The organism is Blastococcus sp. CT_GayMR20, from assembly GCF_004570345.1.
Window position 1 is genome coordinate 1 of record NZ_SPQM01000052.1, and the last position, 16563, is coordinate 16563.

A 16563-nucleotide genomic window follows, 5' to 3' on the forward strand; every position below is an offset into this window, starting at 1 on the left:
CGGGGCGGCCGAGGTTCGTCTGCTGTGGACATCGCGAGGTCTCCTCGCTCGGCCGCGCTGCCGCGGCGATCGGGCCCGGCCGGGCTGACCCGGCCCGCTGTCCAGGCTATGCCCGAGGGGCAGACGTCCCCACACCGGTTGCTGCGGCGACCCCGTGGGGCTGCGAACCCTGACGACACAGCGGCCGGCGCCCCCGAGGGGACGCCGGCCGTAGTGGTCTCTCGCCGAGAGGGTCCGGTCTAGTCCAGGTAGTCGCGCAGGACCTGCGACCGGCTGGGGTGCCGGAGCTTCGACATCGTCTTGGACTCGATCTGCCGGATCCGCTCGCGCGTGACGCCGTAGACCTGGCCGATCTCGTCCAGCGTCCGCGGCTGGCCGTCGGTGAGGCCGAACCGCAGCCGGACGACGCCGGCCTCCCGCTCGGAGAGTGTCTGCAGCACGCTGGTCAGCTGGTCCTGCATGAGGGTGAAGCTGACCGCGTCGACCGCGACGACCGCCTCGGAGTCCTCGATGAAGTCGCCGAGCTGGCTGTCGCCCTCGTCGCCGATGGTCTGGTCGAGGCTGATCGGCTCCCGGGCGTACTGCTGGATCTCCAGCACCTTGTCCGGGGTGATGTCCATCTCCTTGGCCAGCTCCTCCGGCGTGGGCTCGCGGCCCAGATCCTGGAGCAGCTCGCGCTGGATGCGGCCGAGCTTGTTGATGACCTCGACCATGTGCACCGGGATGCGGATGGTGCGGGCCTGGTCGGCCATGGCGCGGGTGATGGCCTGCCGGATCCACCAGGTGGCGTACGTGGAGAACTTGTAGCCCTTGGTGTAGTCGAACTTCTCGACGGCGCGGATCAGACCGAGGTTGCCCTCCTGGATGAGGTCCAGGAACGCCATGCCGCGGCCGGTGTAGCGCTTGGCGAGGGAGACCACGAGGCGGAGGTTGGCCTCGAGCAGGTGGTTCTTGGCGCGCTCGCCGTCACGGACGATCCAGTTGAGGTCCCGGCGCATCTGCGGCGAGATCTTCTGGTTCTCCTCCTCGACCTGGCGCAGCCGCTCGGCGCCGTAGAGCCCGGCCTCGATCCGCTTGGCGAGGTCGACCTCCTCCTCGGCGTTGAGCAGCGCGACCTTGCCGATCTGCTTGAGGTAGGCGCGGACGGAGTCGGCCGACGCGGTGAGCTCGGCGTCCTTGCGGGCCTGGCGGAGGGCTTCGGACTCCTCCTCGTCGTCCCACTCGAAGTCGCCACCCTCGGCGGTCTCCTCCTCGGCGGCGACTGCCTCGACGGCGGGGCCGTCAGGCCCGGCGACGACGGTCTCGTCGAGCTTGAGACCCTCCGCGCCAGCGTCGATCACCGCGACGGCGGAGTCCTCGGTGGCGACCGCGGTGAGCACGGTGCCCTCACCGGCCCCGGGGGACGGGACGACGGTGGGCTTGCCGGTGGTCGTGGCCGGGGCCTTCTTCCGGGCCGCCGGCTTCGCGGCGGCGGGGACCGCTTCCGCCGTCACCGACTTCGCGGGCTTGGTGGCCGCGGCGCTGGTGCGGGGAGCCCGGGTACCGGCGGCTGCCCTGGAGCGCTTGGGAGTGCTCGCGTGGGCTGCTTCCGGTGCTGGCTGGTCGGCGGGCACTCAGGTTCCTTCCCGTGCTGGGTTCGTTCCCCGTGAGGACCGTCTGGTCCCCGGGCAGCGGCTCCGGTCCACGTCCTGGAGGTGGGAGGGAACCCGGCAGACCGGCGCGGCGTTTCACCGCTGGACGGGCAGGGGATCCCTCCCGGCTGGAGGGCGACGGGCTGGGGCTTCCTCATTGTAACGGCGTGCTGCAGGTATTCCACCGCCTCGGATCCGCCTTCCTCGCTCCGACGAGGCGTTCGGCGTGCTCCGGGAGGGTGGTCACCCTTCGTGGTGCATCGGCCGCGGACGGCCCGGGCTGTAGCCCCGCGCACCAGCGGTCACTCTGCTCTCACCCGTCCGAGCCCGGCGCGGCCGGCGCCGTCCGGGTGACGTCGATCCGCTCGTGGGCGGCCAGTGCGGCACCGACGATGCCGGCGTCGTTCTGCAGTTCGGCGGGCACGACCGGCGTCCGGGTGGACAGCAGCGGCACCCACTTGTGCGCCTTCTTGCTCACTCCGCCACCGACGATGATCAGGTCGGGCCAGACGCCGGCCTCGAGGACGTCGAGGTAGCGGTCCACGCGCTGGGCCCACTCCGGGTAGCTGAGCTCCTCGCGCTCCCGGGCGGCGGCGGATGCCCGCCGCTCGCCGTCCTCGCCGTCGACCTGGATGTGGCCGAACTCCGTGTTGGGCACGAGGTGGCCGTCGACGAACAGGGCGCTGCCGATCCCGGTGCCGAACGTGAGCATCAGGACGACGCCCCCGCGGTCGCGGCCCGCGCCGTAGCGCATCTCGGCGATCCCGGCGGCGTCCGCGTCGTTCAACGTCTCCACCGTGCCGGGGATGAGGGCGTCCAGACCGGCGTCCACGTCGGTGCCGATCCAGCTCTTGTCCACGTTGGCGGCGGTGTAGGCCACCCCGTGCTTCATCACCCCGGGAAAGGTGACGCCCACCCGCTCCGTCCACTCGAAGTGGTTCACGATCTGCGCCACCACGTCGTAGACCGGCCCGGGCAGCGAGGGTTGGGGGGTCTCGATCCGGAGCCGTTCCCCGACGAGTTCGCCTCTGTCGAGGTCGACCAGGCATCCCTTGATGCCGCTGCCACCGATGTCCACGCCGAAGCCCTGCACGCGGACAGGGTAGTGATCGACGTCGCACCCCCGCGCGGCTGAGGCAGGATCGCCCCGTGACCGACTCCGCAGCCGCCGATCCGCCGGCCCTCCTGACTCTCGCCGTCGACGTCGCCCGGGAAGCCGCGGAGCTCGTCGCCCGGGGCCGCGCCTCCGCCGCGGACCACGTCGACGTCAAGTCCAGCCCGGTGGACGTGGTGACCGCGGTGGACACCGCCACCGAGGAGCTCGTCGTGTCCCGGCTGCTGGCTGCCCGGCCGGACGACGGCGTGCTGGGGGAGGAGGGCGCGTCCCGCGAGGGGACCAGCGGGGTGCGGTGGATCGTCGACCCGATCGACGGCACGGTGAACTTCCTCTACGACTTCCCGGCGTACGCGGTCTCGATCGCCGCGGAGGTCGACGGAGTCGTCCGCGCGGGCGTCGTGCTCAACGTCGCGACGGGGGAGGAGTTCACCGCGGTCTCCGGTGGCGGGGCCCAGCTGCTCTCGCCCCGTCGTCCCGACCCGGTGCGGCTGACCGGCAGCCGGCCGGTCTCCCTCGAGCAGACGCTCGTGGCGACGGGCTTCGGCTACCGGGTGGAGCAGCGCCGCGCGCAGGGGGCCGTCGTGGCGGAGCTGGTGACCCGCGTGCGCGACATCCGGCGCAACGGCAGCGCAGCCCTGGACCTGTGCTCGGCCGCGGCCGGCCGGGTCGACGCCTACTACGAGCTGAACCTGAACCCCTGGGACCACGCGGCCGGCGCACTCGTCGCGGCCGAGGCCGGGCTGGTGGTCACGGGGCTGGCCGGTCGTCCGTTCGCCGAGCCGATGGCGGTCGCCGCAGCCCCGTCCATCGCCGAGGAGTTCCTCGAGCTGCTGACGCAGCTGCACTGATCCGGCCCCGTCCAGGGCACCGTCCCGAGCCTGCGAGGGGGTCGGACGGGGTCCTCCTACGAGCAGTTGGCGGGCGCGCCCTCGACGGGGGCCAGCGCCGCGGCGACGTCCTCCGGGGTGGCGAGGGTGGTGAACTCCGGGCCCACGACGACGTCGACGGTCCCGTCGGCGCGCGTGTCGGGGAAATCGCCCGCGCCGGGCACGTAGAGGCGGACGTACTCGGCCGCGTCGGCGCCGCGCGGACCGTGCCGCAACTCGCCGACGCCGGTCACCTCACGGCCGCTGGAGTCGTTGGCGATCTCGTCGACGACGAACCCGCGGGCACGCAGCGCCTCGGCCACCGTGGTGGCCAGGCCGGCGGTGTCGGTGGCGTTGAAGACGCGCAGGTTGACCGTTGCGGGGTCGAGGGACGCCGGCGCCTCCTCCACCGCCTCGCAGGCCTCTTCCTGCTCGGCGGCCTGCTGCTTCTCCTGGCGGAGCACGTTCCACCACACACCGGCTGCGGCGAGGGCGAGCACCAGCAGGAAGATCAGCGGCGGGATGGGGCGGCGGCCGCTACGGGGGCGCACCGGGGGACGTTCGGTACGCAGGGTCACGGGAACTCCTCGGCGAGACCCGGCGGGAAGGCGGCGCACGCCCGGAGCGGGCCCGGTCGGGCCCCGGTCGGTGCAGCGTGCCGGGAGGGGTCGGTCGGCAGGAGTTTAGGGCCGGGAAGGCGCCCTAGATCGCACCGTCGTCCAGCGCGGCGCGTCCCAGCTCCACGGACGGGTCGATGCGCTCCTCGTAACCAGAGGTGTCCTTGCCGGCCATCGCACCGGCGGCGGAGCGGGCGACGATCCCGGCGATGATCGCCGCGAACTTGAAGAAGGCGAACGCCACGTACCAGTTGAGCTCGGACAGGTCGGCTCCGGTGCGCTGCGCGTAGCGCTCCGCGACCTCCTGCCGCGTCGGGAAGCCGGGCAGCGTCGTCGCCGGGCTCAGCGTGGACGCCCGCTCCTCACCGGCCTGCGGCCAGTAGACGAACATCATCCCGATGTCGGTGAGCGGATCGCCCAGCGTCGACATCTCCCAGTCGAGGACGGCCTTGATCCGCCCGGGCTCGTCCGGGTCCAGCAGGCAGTTGTCCAGCCGGTAGTCGCCGTGCACGATGCTCGACCGCTGGGTCGCCGGCACCGTCTCGGCCAGCCGCGCGGCCAGGGCGTCGAGGCCCGGCCGGTCGCGGTCCCGCGTCGCGTCCCACTGCTTGGTCCAGCGCCGCACCTGCCGGGCGGCGAACCCCTCGGGCCGGCCGAACTCGGAGAGTCCGACGGCGCCGTAGTCGACCGAGTGCAGATCGGCGAGCACGTCGACCAGGCGCTCCCCGATGGCCCGGCGCTGCCCGGGCTCGTCGGCGTACCCCGCAGGGAACTCGCGCACCACGTGGATGCCGACGACCCGTTCCATCACGTAGAACGGCGCCCCCAGCACCGACTCGTCGGTGCACAGGTGCAGCGTCCGCGGCACCGGCACGTCGGTCGGCCCCAGGGCGGAGATCACCCGGTGCTCGCGTGCCATGTCGTGCGCGGTGGCCAGGACCGCGCCCGTGGGGGGCCGGCGCAGGATCACCGCGTCGTCGGCCGACCCGCCTTGCGGGGCCACCACGTACGTGAGGTTCGACATGCCCGCTGCGATGAGTTCGACCGTCACCGACCGCCAGCGGTCGTCGTCCAGGACGGCGGCCAGATAGGGCCCGACGACGGTTGGATCAGCACCTACGGGAGTCGACACGGCGGCAGGGTAACCTCTGGCGCTTCGCGACCCCTGACGCCCGGATGGGCGCCCGGAAGGGCAACTCGGCGAAGGCGGGCACAAACCGGGCCCGCACGGCGTTGGGGGGGCGCTGGTCCTGTACCGCCCGACGTCCACCCGGACGACGGGAGCGGACCGGCCGGACGGACACGGTCGCGCCCCGCACCGCGGGAGACGCACCGGATCCGTCCGGAGCACCACGGCGCCGGAGGCCCCAGCAGCGGGCCGACGGCGTACCGAGCCACCGGTCGCCACCGCGACCGGCCAGGACGACGGCGCACACCCCGCGCCCCGTCAGACGAGCGGGCAGGACGCCCGCGGAACCCCGGAGGAGGGGCACCCCATGGCCACCGACTACGACGCCCCGCGCCGCAACGAGGCCGACGAGCTCGGCGAGGACTCGCTCGAGGAGCTCAAGGCACGACGGGCCGAGGCGCAGTCCGCGTCGGTCGACGTCGACGAGACCGACTTCAACGAGAACCTCGAGCTCCCCGGCGCGGACCTGTCCGGCGAGGAGCTCACGGTGCGCGTGCTGCCCAAGCAGGAGGACGAGTTCACCTGTTCCTCGTGCTTCCTGGTGCAGCACCGCACCCGGCTCGCCTCGACCCGGGGCGACCAGATGCTGTGCCGGGACTGCGCCTGAGAGAGGACCCCGTCCTCCCCACCCTTCGCCGGCTCAGGGTGGGACCCGGGACGGGGCCACCGGTGGAGGGGACCGCATGACCGACCACACCGCACGGACGGGCGCACCGCGCGACGTGCCCCCGCCGCGACCGGTCCCCTCGCCCGCCACCGCGGCGCCGGTGGAGGAGACCGGCCTCGGCCGGGCCGCTCGGGCCGTGGCCGACGCCGTGGCCGGTCTCGTCGGCCCCGCCGTCCCTCGTGCGGAGGACGCTTCCGGCAGCACCACGAGGGCGGCGGCGACCGGTCTGCGCGACGTCATCGGCGCCGTGGCGGGAGCGGTCGGGTCGGCCTTCGGGCCGGGCCGGGACGACGCCCCGTCGGCCACCGCCTCGTCGACCGCGACGGCCGGTGACCGCTCGCCGTCGGCGATCTTCGGCGAGCTGCTGGCGACCGCCGCGCCGCGGCTGCCCATCCGGGACGCCGCGCGGCTGCGTGAGGCGTACCCCGGGATGTCGGAGGACGAGATCGCCGACGCCCTCGTCGCCCGGGCCGCGCGCCTGACCTCCCGGATCGGCCAGGCCACCGGTGGCATCGCCGCGGCGCACTGGTTCGTGCCGGGGTCCCTCCTGGCGCTGCCCCTCGAGCTGGGGGCAGAGACCGTGCTGATCGGCGGGGTGGAGGTCGTGCTCGTCGGCGAGCTGCACGAGCTCTACGGCCGGCCCGCTGCCGGCGACGCCCGGGACCGTGCCTCGGCCTACCTGGCCGGGTGGTCCGCGCAGCGCTCGGTCGACGGTGTCGGGAGCACCGGCCTGACCTCGGTCCTCGGGACCGCAGGCATGCGCGCCCTGAGCCGGCGGGTCACCCGCAAGATGGCCAGTTCCGTCCCCGTCGCCGCCCCCTTCCTCATCGGGGCGACGCTCGCCGGCCGCGGCAACCGCCGCGCCACCGAGACCCTCGCCGAGCGCGTGCTCGCCGATCTCCGCGCCCCGCGGAGGGACGTTCCCGGCTCCTGACGGCGGTCCCCGGACGGTCGCGAGCACGCGTCCACGGCGCGCGGCTAGGGTCGCCGTCGTGCCCGAGTTCCCCGAGCTGGACGTGCCCGTCCGGCTGACCTCACCGGCGGGGACCCCTCCCCGCTACGCCCTCCCCGGGGACGCCGGAGCGGACCTCTCCCTGGCCGAGGACGTCGAACTGGCGCCCCTGCAGCGGGCCCTCGTCGGCACCGGCGTGGCCGTGGCGATCCCGGAGGGCTTCGCGGGCTTCGTGCACCCGCGGTCGGGCCTGGCCCACCGCATGGGCCTGAGCCTGGTGAACGCGCCGGGAACCATCGACGCCGGATACCGCGGCGAGATCAAGGTGAACCTCATCAACCTCGACCCGACCACCCCGCTCACCCTGCGCCGCGGCGACCGCATCGCCCAGCTGGTGGTCCAGCCCGTCGTCCGGGCGCGCTTCGTCCCGGTCGACGAGCTCCCGGACAGCGAGCGCGGGAGCGGCGGCCACGGCTCGACCGGCGAGGCATCGGCACTTCTCGAGGGGCGGTACTGACATGCCGTTCGGACGACGGCGGAACCGGATCGAGCGCAGCCTGCGCGAGCGCGGGGTCCCCCCCGAGCCGCAGCACCGGGAGCGCGAGGTCGAGGAGACCTCCGGTCCCTGGGACGTCTCGGACGCACCCCGGGACGGCCTGGCCCGGATCGACCTGGGCGCGCTCCGGCTGCCGGCGGTGCAGGGCATGGAGCTCCGCGTCGAGCTCAACCAGCAGCAGAAGGTCATCGGCGCGACCCTGCGGATGGGGGAGTCGCAGCTGCAGGTCTCCGCCTTCGCCGCGCCGCGCGCCACCGGCATCTGGGACAGCGTGCGCGAGGACCTGGCCACGAGCGCCTCCGGACAGGGCGGGTCCCTCCGCGAGGTCGAGGGGCCGTTCGGCATCGAGCTGGCCGGCACGATCCTGGTGGCCGCGCCGCCCCCTCCCGGCCAGACCGAGCGGCCGAAGCCGGTGCGCCGTGCGGCCCGCTTCATCGGCGTCGACGGCCCCCGCTGGTTCCTCCGTGGCCTGCTCACCGGCCCCGCCGCGAGCTCCGAGGGCACGCCGCCGCCCGAGGCCGAGACGCTCGAGCAGGCGTTCCGCGACATCGTCGTCGTCCGCGGCACCGAGCCCATGCCGGTCCGGGAGCAGCTGCCGCTGATCCTCCCGCAACAGGCCGCCGACCAGCTCGCCCGGCAGCAGGCGGCGCAGCAGGCGGCCCAGCAGCCCGGCGGCCCGGTCGGCGGGGCCTGACCGGTGACCGGTGCCGGTCCACGGGTCCACCGCTACGGGCGGGGGCCGCACCGCTTCCTGGAGCTGACGCTCCCGCCGGGGGCGGCACCGGCCCCGGTCGCCGTCGTCCTGCACGGGGGCTTCTGGCGGGCGGCGTACGGCGTCGAGCTGGCCCGCCCGCTCGCCGCCGACCTCGCCGCCGCCGGCTACGCGGCGGTGGCCGTGGAGTACCGCCGCGTCGGCGGCGGTGGCGGCTGGCCGGAGACGCTCGAGGACGTCGCCGCGGCGCTGGACTCCCTGCCCGATCTGCCCGATGCCGGCGCGCTGGACCTCGCCGACGTCACGGTCATCGGCCACTCCGCCGGCGGTCACCTCGCCGCGTGGGCCGCGGGACGGGGTCGCCTGCCGGCCGGTGCCCCGGGCGCGTCACCGCGGGTGCGCGTCACCGCGGCGGTGCTCCAGGCCGGGGTCCTCGACCTCGAGGTCGCTGACCGGCAGCGGCTCGGCAGCGGCGCCGTCCGCGACTTCCTCGGGGCCGGACCGGACGGTGCGCCCGAGCGCTACGCCCATGCTGATCCGGTGCAGCTGCTGCCGACCGGCGCGGCCGTCCTGTGCGTCCACGGGGCGGCCGACGACGTCGTCCCCGTGGAGCAGAGCGAGCGCTACGCGACGGCGGCTGCCAGGGCCGGTGACGACGTCGAGCTGCGGGTCCTCCCGGGCGACCACATGGTCGTGATCGATCCGGCCTCGGACGCGTGGGCCACGGTCCGCGCCTGGCTGGCACACCGCCGTACTCTTGTGCCGTGACCGAGACCCGTTCCGCCGGTTGGCTGTCGAAGGCGCTCCAGCGCCTGACCGCGGACGACCACACCATCGACGCCGAGGCGCTGCGTGCAGACGCCGTCAGCGCCGGGTGCGAGCCCCTGTCGTCCTGTCGCAAGGGCGCGGTCGTGACGGTGACCGGACGCCTCAAGTCGGTGATCTACACCCCTCGGGAGACGGTGCCGACGCTGGAGGCCGAGCTCTTCGACGGCTCCGGCTCGGTCACGCTGGTCTGGCTCGGCCGCCGGCGAATCCCGGGCATCGAGCCGGGGCGCACCATCACCGCCCGCGGCCGGTTCGCCGCGTTCGACGGCAAGCGGGTCATCTACAACCCCTGGTACGAGCTCGGCGCCGGCTGACGCCGCCGACGTGGACAGGACCATGGGAGACGACCCGGTCGTCGAGGTGCCGGGGGAGGCCGTGGGAAGCGCAGCAGGTGAACCGGCCGAGACCCGCGCGGCCGCGCGGGGCGCCGACGCGGCCGGACCGCCCGCCGCCGAGGGGCCGCTGACCTTCGACCGCCATCTCGTCCTCGAGCAGCTCGGTGGCTGGCGCGGCATGGTCGACGCCACGCTGCCGACCCTCGCGTTCATCGTGGCGAACTCGGTCAACGGGCTGCGGACCGGCATCTGGGCGGCGCTCGGTGCCGCCGTCGTGATCTTCCTGCTCCGCCTGGTGCGCCGGGAGAGCGTGCAGCAGGCGATGAGCGGCCTGTTCGCGGTCGGCATCGCCGTGGCGATCGCCGCCGCGACGGGACAGGCGCGGGACTTCTACGTCCCCGGCATCATCCGCAACGCCGGTCTCGGTGTGGTCCTGCTCGCCTCGATCGCCTTCCGATGGCCACTCGTCGGGGTCGTCGCCGAGTTCCTGGCGCCCAGCCACCTCGGCGCGATGGCGTCGGCGTCGCTGCCGGGTCTGCGCAGCCGGTTCGACAAGGCCCGCGCGAGCCTGCACCCGAGCCGGGAGCCGGTGGTCGACCCCCGGACCGGCGTCCGCGACGCCGACCCCGCCCCCGAGCGGCACTGGCGCGAGGACCCGCGGATGCTGCGCGCCTACGGCTGGCTGACGGTGCTCTGGGGCGGGGTGTTCCTCGTGCGGGCCGCCGTCCAGGGGGTGCTCTACCTGCAGAGCAGGGGCTCGGACGCGACCGACCTCGGCGTCGTGTCGCTGCTGCTGGGCCTGCCCGTCACGGCGGTCGAGATCGTCGTGACCCTCTGGGTGGTCTCCCGGCTGCACCGGCACCGCTGCCCGGACCCCCCGGCGGCCTGATCGCTCAGGAGAGCCCGGCGGGGCTGTCGGGGGCGAGCACCGACTTGAGCTGGTCCTCGACCTCCGCGTGCGTGATGAACAGCAGCTCGTCCCCGGCCTCCAGCGGCTCGTCGGGGGTCGGCGTGATCACTCGTTCTCCGCGGAGGATCGCGGTCAGCACGGTCTCGCGCGGCAACGGCACCTCGCGCAGCGGCTTCCCGGTCCACGGCGTGTCCTCGGCGAGGGTGATCTCCACGAGGTTCGCCGCGCCCTTGCGGAAGCTCATCAGCCGGACGACGTCGCCGACGGTGACGGCCTCCTCGACCAGCGCTGCCAGCACGCGCGGCGTGGAGACGGCGACGTCGACGCCCCAGGCCTCGGTGTAGAGCCACTCGTTGCGCGGGTCCTTCACGCGGGCCACGACGCGGTTGACCGCGAACTCGGTCTTGGCCAGGAGCGAGACGACCAGGTTGGCCTTGTCGTCACCGGTGGCGGCGACCACGACGTCGCAGGTGGCCAGCTGGGCCTCCTCGAGCGAGGAGACCTCGCACGCGTCGGCCTGCACCCACTCCGCACCGGGGACGGCGCGGGTGCGCACCTTGCGGGCGTCCTTCTCGATGAGCATGACGGTGTGCCCGTTGCCGAGCAGCTCGCCGGCGATGGACCGGCCGACGGCGCCGGCGCCCACGATGGCGACGCGCATCAGTGCCCCCCTCCCTGGTAGCCCTGCTCGACGGCCTCGTGCACGCGGGCGGTGATGTCGTCGGTCACGGCCACCACGAGCTGGTCGCCGTCCTGGAGGACCGTGCCGGACGTCGGGAGCTGGGCCTCGCCGAAGCGGACCACCCACGCGGCGCGGGCCCCGGAGACGCTCTCCAGCTCGCCGAGCTTGCGGCCCACCCAGCCCTCGGTCACGGTGATGCGCATCAGCAGGACCTTGCCGGTCGGCTCCCGCCACAGCTCGCTGACCTTGACCGACAGCAGCTCGCGCAGGAGGCGGTTCACCGTCCAGGGCACGGTGGCGACGCTGGGGATGCCCATGCGCTCGTACACCTCGGCGCGCTTCGAGTCGTAGATGCGGGCGACGACGTGCTGGACGCCGAAGGTCTCGCGGGCCACGCGGGCGGCGATGATGTTGGAGTTGTCGCCGCTGCTGACCGCGGCGAACGCGCCCGCGGAGTCGACGCCGGCGTCCAGCAGCGTCTGGCGGTCGAAGCCCAGCCCGGTCACCTGGCGGCCGCTGAACTCGGGGCCGAGCCGGCGGAAGGCCTCGGGGTCCTGGTCGATGACCGCCACGCTGTGGCCGATCTCCTCGAGGCGGCGGGCGATGGCGGAGCCGACGCGGCCGCAGCCCATCACGACCACGTGCACGGAGAACTCCCTGGTCTCGCCGCGCCGACGCCGTCCGCCGCGCGTACCGGCCGCGAAGCTACACCCGGAACGAGGCCCTCCGGGGGTGCACCGGACGAGATCCCTCTCTCGGGCGGGGCGCGCCGCCCTGCAGCGGCAGCGGGCGCCTCGACGTCCGTACCATCGCCGCCGTGCCAAGCCTGTCCGACCTCGGACAACTCCCGAAACGGCTCGTCCTGGGCCGCGCCGTCCGCAGCGACCGGCTGGGCGAGTCCCTGCTGCCCAAGCGCTACGCGCTGCCCATCTTCGCCAGCGACCCGCTCTCCTCCGTGGCCTACGCCACGCAGGAGATCCTCATCGTCCTGACTCTCGGGGGTACGGCGTTCCTCTACCTGGCGCCCTGGCTGGCGGTTGCCGTCGTGCTGCTGCTGATCACGGTGGTGCTGTCGTACCGGCAGGTGGTGCACGCCTACCCGTCGGGTGGCGGCGACTACGAGGTCGCGATGAAGAACCACGGGCAGTTCGCCGCCCTGGTCGTCGCCAGCGCCCTGCTCGTGGACTACGTGCTGACCGTGGCCGTGTCGGTGTCGGCGGGCACGGACAACATCATCTCGGCGTTCCCGTCGCTCGACGAGTACCGCGTACCCATCGGGGTGGGCCTGGTCGCGCTGCTCGCCGCGGCCAACCTGCGCGGCGTCCGGGAGTCCGGCCGCGCGTTCGCCGTCCCCACGTACCTCTTCATCAGCGGCATCACGGTCATGATCGTCACGGGTCTCATCCGGTACTTCTTCACCGATGCCGGGGTGGTCTCGGAGACGGCGCAGTACACCGTCACCCCGGAGCCCGCCTACGAGAACGTCGCCGGTCTCGCACTGCTGTTCTTCGCGCTGCGGGCCTTCGCATCGGGCTGCACGGCGCTGACCGGGGTCGAGGCGATCGCCAACGGCGTGCCCGCGTTCAAGCCGCCGAAGAGCCGGAACGCGGCCACCACGCTGGCCCTGATGGGGGGCTTCGCCGCGGCGATGTTCGCCGGTGTGACCGCGCTGGCCCTGCTGGCCGACGTCAAGTACGTCGAGCACCCGTGTGACCTCAACGGCTTCGCGAACTGCGAGACCGAGCCGCAGCGCACCGTGATCGCGCAGATCGCCGCGGCCGTCTTCGGCGGCGACGGGTCGGTCGGGTTCTTCGTCATCCAGGCCGCCACGGCGCTCGTGCTCATCCTGGCCGCGAACACGGCCTTCAACGGCTTCCCGCTGCTGGGCTCGGTCCTGGCGCAGGACCGGTTCATGCCCCGGCAGCTGCACACCCGCGGCGACAAGCTGGTGTTCAGCAACGGCATCCTGCTGCTGGCCGGCTTCGCGATGCTGCTGATCGTCGCCTTCGACGCCGACGTCACGCGGCTCATCCAGCTCTACATCATCGGCGTCTTCACCAGCTTCACCATCGGGCAGTGGGGCATGGTCCGGCACTGGAACCGGGAGATGCGGCACGAGCAGGATCCCGCGGCGCGGCGGCGCATGCGCCGGTCGCAGCTCATCAACACGATCGGCGGCAGCCTCACCACCGTCGTCCTCGTGATCATCGTGGTCACCAAGTTCACCCACGGCGCCTGGCTCGTGCTGGTGGCGATGCCCATCCTCTTCGGGCTCATGAGGGCGATCAACCACCACTACACGCACGTCTCCGAGCAGCTGATCCCGGACACCGACTCGCGGCTGCTGCCGAGCAGGGTGCACGCGGTCGTCCTGGTGTCGAAGGTGCACAAGCCGACGCTGCGCGCTCTGGCGTTCGCGCGGGCCACCCGTCCCGACGCCCTGACCGCCCTCACCGTCAACGTCGACGACGCCGACACCCGGGCGCTGCAGGGCGACTGGGAGCGCTACGACATCCCGGTGCCGCTGACCGTCGTCGAGTCGCCGTACCGGGAGATCACCCGGCCCGTGGTGGACTTCGTCAAGGGCATCCGCCGGAACAGCCCGCGGGAACTGGTCATCGTGTTCGTGCCCCAGTACGTCGTGGGGCACTGGTGGGAGAACGTGCTGCACAACCAGAGCGCGCTCCGCCTGCGGGCCCGCCTGCAGTTCCAGCCCGGCGTGATGATCACGACGGTGCCGTGGCAGCTGGAGAGCTCGCTCGGCCGGGACGACGGCGACGGGACGGCACGCGGACCGCTGCCCGGGGACCTGCGCCGCGGGCTGACCGACGACCAGGCCGATGCCACGCCCTACGGGTAAGGACCCCGCTGCCCCCCGCCACTCGCAAGCTCGCGGCGGGTCCCTGCAGCGGGGCCTTGGGTGGCTCGGCGCCGAATTCGAAGTTGCCGTGGGCCCGGTCGCCCACGGCGGGCACTGCGTGGCCCGGCACGAGGGCCGGGTGGTGTTCGTCCGGCACACGCTGCCGGGGGAGCGGGTCGTCGTCCGGGTGACCGAGGACCGGCACCCGGGCTTCTGCCGCGCCGACGCGATCGAGGTGCTCGAGGCCTCGGCGGACCGGGTCGAGAGGCCCTGCCCGTACAGCGGTCCCGGCCGGTGCGGCGGCTGCGACTGGCAGCACGCCGACCCGGCGGCCCAGCGGGCGCTGAAGGCCGCCGTCGTCCGGGAGCAGCTGTCCCGCCTGGCCGGTCTCGACGTCGACGTGACGGTGGAGGAGCTGCCCGGCGGGCCGTTGCGCTGGCGGTCGCGGGCCCGGTTCGCCGTCGACCGCTCCGGTGCCGCCGGCCTCCGCCGGCACCGCTCCCACGACGTGGTCGTGCTCGACGACTGCCCGATCTCCGTGGAGGCGGCCGCCCAGGCGGTGCTGAGCCGGCGCTGGCCGGGCGCCGGCGCCGTCGACGTGTCGGTGGACTCCACGGGCGCGGTGACGACCACGCGGCTGGACCGGCGGGGGCAGCCGACGTCCAGCCGGGTGGTGCGCCCCGGCGGCGACCTGCCCGAGGAGCCGTCGACGCGCGCCGAGCGGCGTGCGGGCGGACGGGACTGGGAGGTCGAGGGCACCGGCTTCTGGCAGGTGCACCCGGCGGCGGCCGACGCGCTCGTCGCAGCGGTCGCCGGCTTCGCGGAGGTGCGGCCGGGGGAGACCGTGCTCGACCTCTATGCCGGGGTGGGTCTCTTCGGCGGAGCGCTCGCACCCGCCGTCGGCGCGGACGGTCGCGTCGTCTGCGTGGAGTCCGACGAGGCGGCGTGCGCGGCGGCCGACGCCAACCTGGCCGGGCTGCCGCAGGCCGAGGTCTGGCAGGGCGACGTGGACGCCGACGCGCTCGCCGAGCTGCTGGGCGAGCTCGCCGGCGGCCCGGACGTCGTCGTCCTCGACCCCCCGCGGGCGGGGGCCGGGCGGGCGGTCAGCAGGCTCCTCGCCGGGACCGGTGCCCGCGCGGTCGTGTACGTCGCGTGCGATCCGGCGTCCCTGGCCCGGGACGTCGCGGCGTTCGCGGAGGGTGGCTACCGGCTCGCGGCCGTGCGCGGCTTCGATGCCTTCCCGATGACGGCGCACGTGGAGTGCGTGGCGTTGCTGGAGCCCGCGACGTCCTGATCCTGTGTGCATGAGTCACGGACATCTGGGTAGCTGACGGGCATGTCGCGTGCCGGTGTGATGTTCGGTGTCGCCGCGCTCGCGGGGCTGGGGATCTACGCGGCGCTGCCCGATGACGAGCCGCGGTATCTCGGTGACATGCCGTCGATGCTGGAGCAGTCCGAGGCCGTCGCCTCCCCGGCCCAGCCCGAACGTCCGGACCCGCCGGCTCCCGTGGCGCCGCGGGTCGACGGACCCAGCCCGGCCGGCGTCGAGGCGCCGCCGGCCGTCAGCGGGGGGCCGGGACGACGGGTGCCCGATCCGGTCACCGACGCCCTCCGCGGCTATCGGGGTGGGGGAGCCACCGGCGGCGGGACCGACAATCCGGGTCCGGGCATCCCGGACCTGCTGGGCGGGCTGCCGATCGACGGCCTGGTCCCCTGCGTGGACACCGACACCATCCTCCAGGCCGGTGTCGTCATCGACTGCCTCACCGGCCTGCCCATCCCCGACCCGCCGGACGATCCCTGCACGGTCGTCCCCCTCCCGTTCGGCTGCCCGGTCGTCCTGCCGGACGTCGAGGTGCCGGTGCCCTGAGTTCGACATCGCCCACCGGCTAACGTTCGGGTGTGCCCACGTGGGAATACGCCTCCGTCATCACCGCGAACGACGCCGAGTCGCAGCGCGCCGGCGTCAGCATCAAGCTCCCGGGCGGTCAGTCCGAGCGTCAGCAGGGGGACACCAGTTCCGTCCTGAACCGCCTCGGCGCCGAGGGCTGGGAGCTCGTCAGCTACCACTCCAGCGGCGCCGGCACGTGGGGCTTCGAGCAGTTCTGGCTCAAGCGCCAGTCCGCCGACTGAGTCCGACCGGAACCGTCCCTGCCCGGTAGCAGAGTGACCTCCGTGGACGGATCGTTGCCGCCGGGCTGGCCGGAGGAGGTCCGGCCGCCGGGCGCGCCCGACTGGGAGCAGACGGCGGTCGCCTGGCTCTTCGACCTCGTGCCCCCGGACTACCGGGCGCACGAGGTGCTCCGGCGGTACCCGGTGCTGCTCGCCCGCTTCGCCGGTGACCACGTCGCCGCGGGTCTCGAGGCGGCCCGGAAGGGCTGGCGGACCGTCCGGGTGGAACTGGCCGACCAGCTGCCCGCGGACGCGATCGAGGCGGCGATGGTGGCCTACGAGCGGGAGGGGGCGCGGCTGGCCGCCGCCGCCCGGGGGGTCGAGGTCGTGGCCGGCGCGCTGCGCGGCGAGCGGTGGGTGCCGCGACTGTGAGCTGCATCCGGTCCGCGCACTCGACCGGAAGAGCCAGGGAACCGCGGTTACAGTTGGTCGGCGGCCGCACGTCGATGCCGATGCAGCTGCCGCTGAC

The 16563-nt window shown here is 74.0% G+C and carries 19 protein-coding genes; 13 read left to right on the top strand and 6 right to left on the bottom strand.

Annotated features, from left to right (window positions below; genetic code table 11):
• Positions 1 to 239 precede the first annotated feature (239 nt).
• The gene (locus E4P40_RS13540; RefSeq protein ID WP_135159089.1) at positions 240 to 1613 is read right to left on the bottom strand and encodes an RNA polymerase sigma factor; all 1374 of its coding nucleotides are present in this window, start codon (positions 1611 to 1613) and stop codon (positions 240 to 242) included.
• 331 nt (positions 1614 to 1944) lie between these two features.
• Positions 1945 to 2724, bottom strand: a complete 780-nt coding sequence (gene ppgK / locus E4P40_RS13545; RefSeq protein ID WP_135159090.1) for a polyphosphate--glucose phosphotransferase — start codon at positions 2722 to 2724, stop codon at positions 1945 to 1947.
• A 56-nt stretch (positions 2725 to 2780) separates the two neighbouring features.
• Here ppgK and E4P40_RS13550 point away from each other — a divergent pair, with 56 nt between their 5' ends.
• A complete protein-coding gene (locus E4P40_RS13550) occupies positions 2781 to 3596 on the top strand; it encodes an inositol monophosphatase family protein (RefSeq protein WP_135159091.1) in 816 nt (271 codons plus the stop codon).
• 56 nt (positions 3597 to 3652) lie between these two features.
• Here E4P40_RS13550 and E4P40_RS13555 read toward each other — a convergent pair whose 3' ends face one another.
• Together E4P40_RS13555 and E4P40_RS13560 are read right to left on the bottom strand one after the other, a co-directional pair.
• A complete protein-coding gene (locus tag E4P40_RS13555; protein ID WP_135159092.1) occupies positions 3653 to 4192 on the bottom strand; it encodes a LytR C-terminal domain-containing protein in 540 nt (179 codons plus the stop codon).
• 124 nt (positions 4193 to 4316) lie between these two features.
• Positions 4317 to 5363, bottom strand: a complete 1047-nt coding sequence (locus tag E4P40_RS13560) for a phosphotransferase family protein (RefSeq protein WP_135159093.1) — start codon at positions 5361 to 5363, stop codon at positions 4317 to 4319.
• 364 nt (positions 5364 to 5727) lie between these two features.
• On the opposite strand from E4P40_RS13560, the gene E4P40_RS13565 reads away from it, so the two are divergent.
• From E4P40_RS13565 to E4P40_RS13595, 7 genes are all read left to right on the top strand, one after another.
• Positions 5728 to 6027 (top strand): DUF4193 domain-containing protein, encoded by a 300-nt coding sequence (locus E4P40_RS13565; RefSeq protein WP_135159094.1) that lies wholly within the window; start codon positions 5728 to 5730, stop codon positions 6025 to 6027.
• Between the two features lie 76 nt (positions 6028 to 6103).
• The gene (locus E4P40_RS13570) at positions 6104 to 7021 is read left to right on the top strand and encodes a hypothetical protein (RefSeq protein WP_135159095.1); all 918 of its coding nucleotides are present in this window, start codon (positions 6104 to 6106) and stop codon (positions 7019 to 7021) included.
• Positions 7022 to 7079: 58 nt separating this feature from the next.
• A complete protein-coding gene (gene dut / locus E4P40_RS13575) occupies positions 7080 to 7556 on the top strand; it encodes a dUTP diphosphatase (protein ID WP_135159096.1) in 477 nt (158 codons plus the stop codon).
• Position 7557: 1 nt separating this feature from the next.
• The gene (locus tag E4P40_RS13580; RefSeq protein WP_135159097.1) at positions 7558 to 8289 is read left to right on the top strand and encodes a DUF3710 domain-containing protein; all 732 of its coding nucleotides are present in this window, start codon (positions 7558 to 7560) and stop codon (positions 8287 to 8289) included.
• 3 nt (positions 8290 to 8292) lie between these two features.
• Entirely contained in the window at positions 8293 to 9075 is a 783-nt protein-coding gene (locus E4P40_RS13585) for an alpha/beta fold hydrolase (protein WP_135159098.1), read from the top strand.
• Positions 9072 to 9449 carry an OB-fold nucleic acid binding domain-containing protein gene (locus E4P40_RS13590; RefSeq protein ID WP_135159099.1) on the top strand — a complete coding sequence of 126 codons (378 nt, stop codon included), beginning with the start codon at positions 9072 to 9074 and terminating at the stop codon, positions 9447 to 9449. The genes E4P40_RS13585 and E4P40_RS13590 overlap by 4 nt, the downstream gene beginning before the upstream one ends.
• Positions 9450 to 9471: 22 nt before the next feature.
• Positions 9472 to 10359, top strand: a complete 888-nt coding sequence (locus E4P40_RS13595; RefSeq protein WP_135159100.1) for a DUF3159 domain-containing protein — start codon at positions 9472 to 9474, stop codon at positions 10357 to 10359.
• A 4-nt stretch (positions 10360 to 10363) separates the two neighbouring features.
• Here E4P40_RS13595 and E4P40_RS13600 read toward each other — a convergent pair whose 3' ends face one another.
• Both E4P40_RS13600 and E4P40_RS13605 read right to left on the bottom strand, forming a co-directional pair.
• Positions 10364 to 11041, bottom strand: coding sequence for a TrkA family potassium uptake protein (locus E4P40_RS13600; protein WP_135159101.1), 678 nt, complete (start codon positions 11039 to 11041; stop codon positions 10364 to 10366).
• Positions 11041 to 11709, bottom strand: a complete 669-nt coding sequence (locus E4P40_RS13605; RefSeq protein ID WP_135159102.1) for a TrkA family potassium uptake protein — start codon at positions 11707 to 11709, stop codon at positions 11041 to 11043. Before E4P40_RS13605 ends, E4P40_RS13600 begins: the two co-directional genes overlap by 1 nt.
• Before the next feature lie 170 nt (positions 11710 to 11879).
• Here E4P40_RS13605 and E4P40_RS13610 point away from each other — a divergent pair, with 170 nt between their 5' ends.
• From E4P40_RS13610 to E4P40_RS13630, 5 genes are read left to right on the top strand one after another with little or no spacing between them, the layout of a single operon-like run.
• Positions 11880 to 13922: an APC family permease gene (locus E4P40_RS13610; RefSeq protein ID WP_135159103.1), complete on the top strand. Its 2043-nt coding sequence runs from the start codon at positions 11880 to 11882 to the stop codon at positions 13920 to 13922.
• A gap of 43 nt (positions 13923 to 13965) precedes the next feature.
• Complete coding sequence (locus tag E4P40_RS13615; RefSeq protein ID WP_280790614.1) at positions 13966 to 15216, top strand: TRAM domain-containing protein; 1251 nt, start codon at positions 13966 to 13968, stop codon at positions 15214 to 15216.
• A 42-nt stretch (positions 15217 to 15258) separates the two neighbouring features.
• Positions 15259 to 15792, top strand: coding sequence for a hypothetical protein (locus E4P40_RS13620; protein ID WP_135159105.1), 534 nt, complete (start codon positions 15259 to 15261; stop codon positions 15790 to 15792).
• Between the two features lie 32 nt (positions 15793 to 15824).
• Entirely contained in the window at positions 15825 to 16055 is a 231-nt protein-coding gene (locus tag E4P40_RS13625; protein WP_135159106.1) for a DUF4177 domain-containing protein, read from the top strand.
• Between the two features lie 42 nt (positions 16056 to 16097).
• Positions 16098 to 16466: a hypothetical protein gene (locus E4P40_RS13630; protein ID WP_135159107.1), complete on the top strand. Its 369-nt coding sequence runs from the start codon at positions 16098 to 16100 to the stop codon at positions 16464 to 16466.
• Positions 16467 to 16563: the final 97 nt, after the last annotated feature.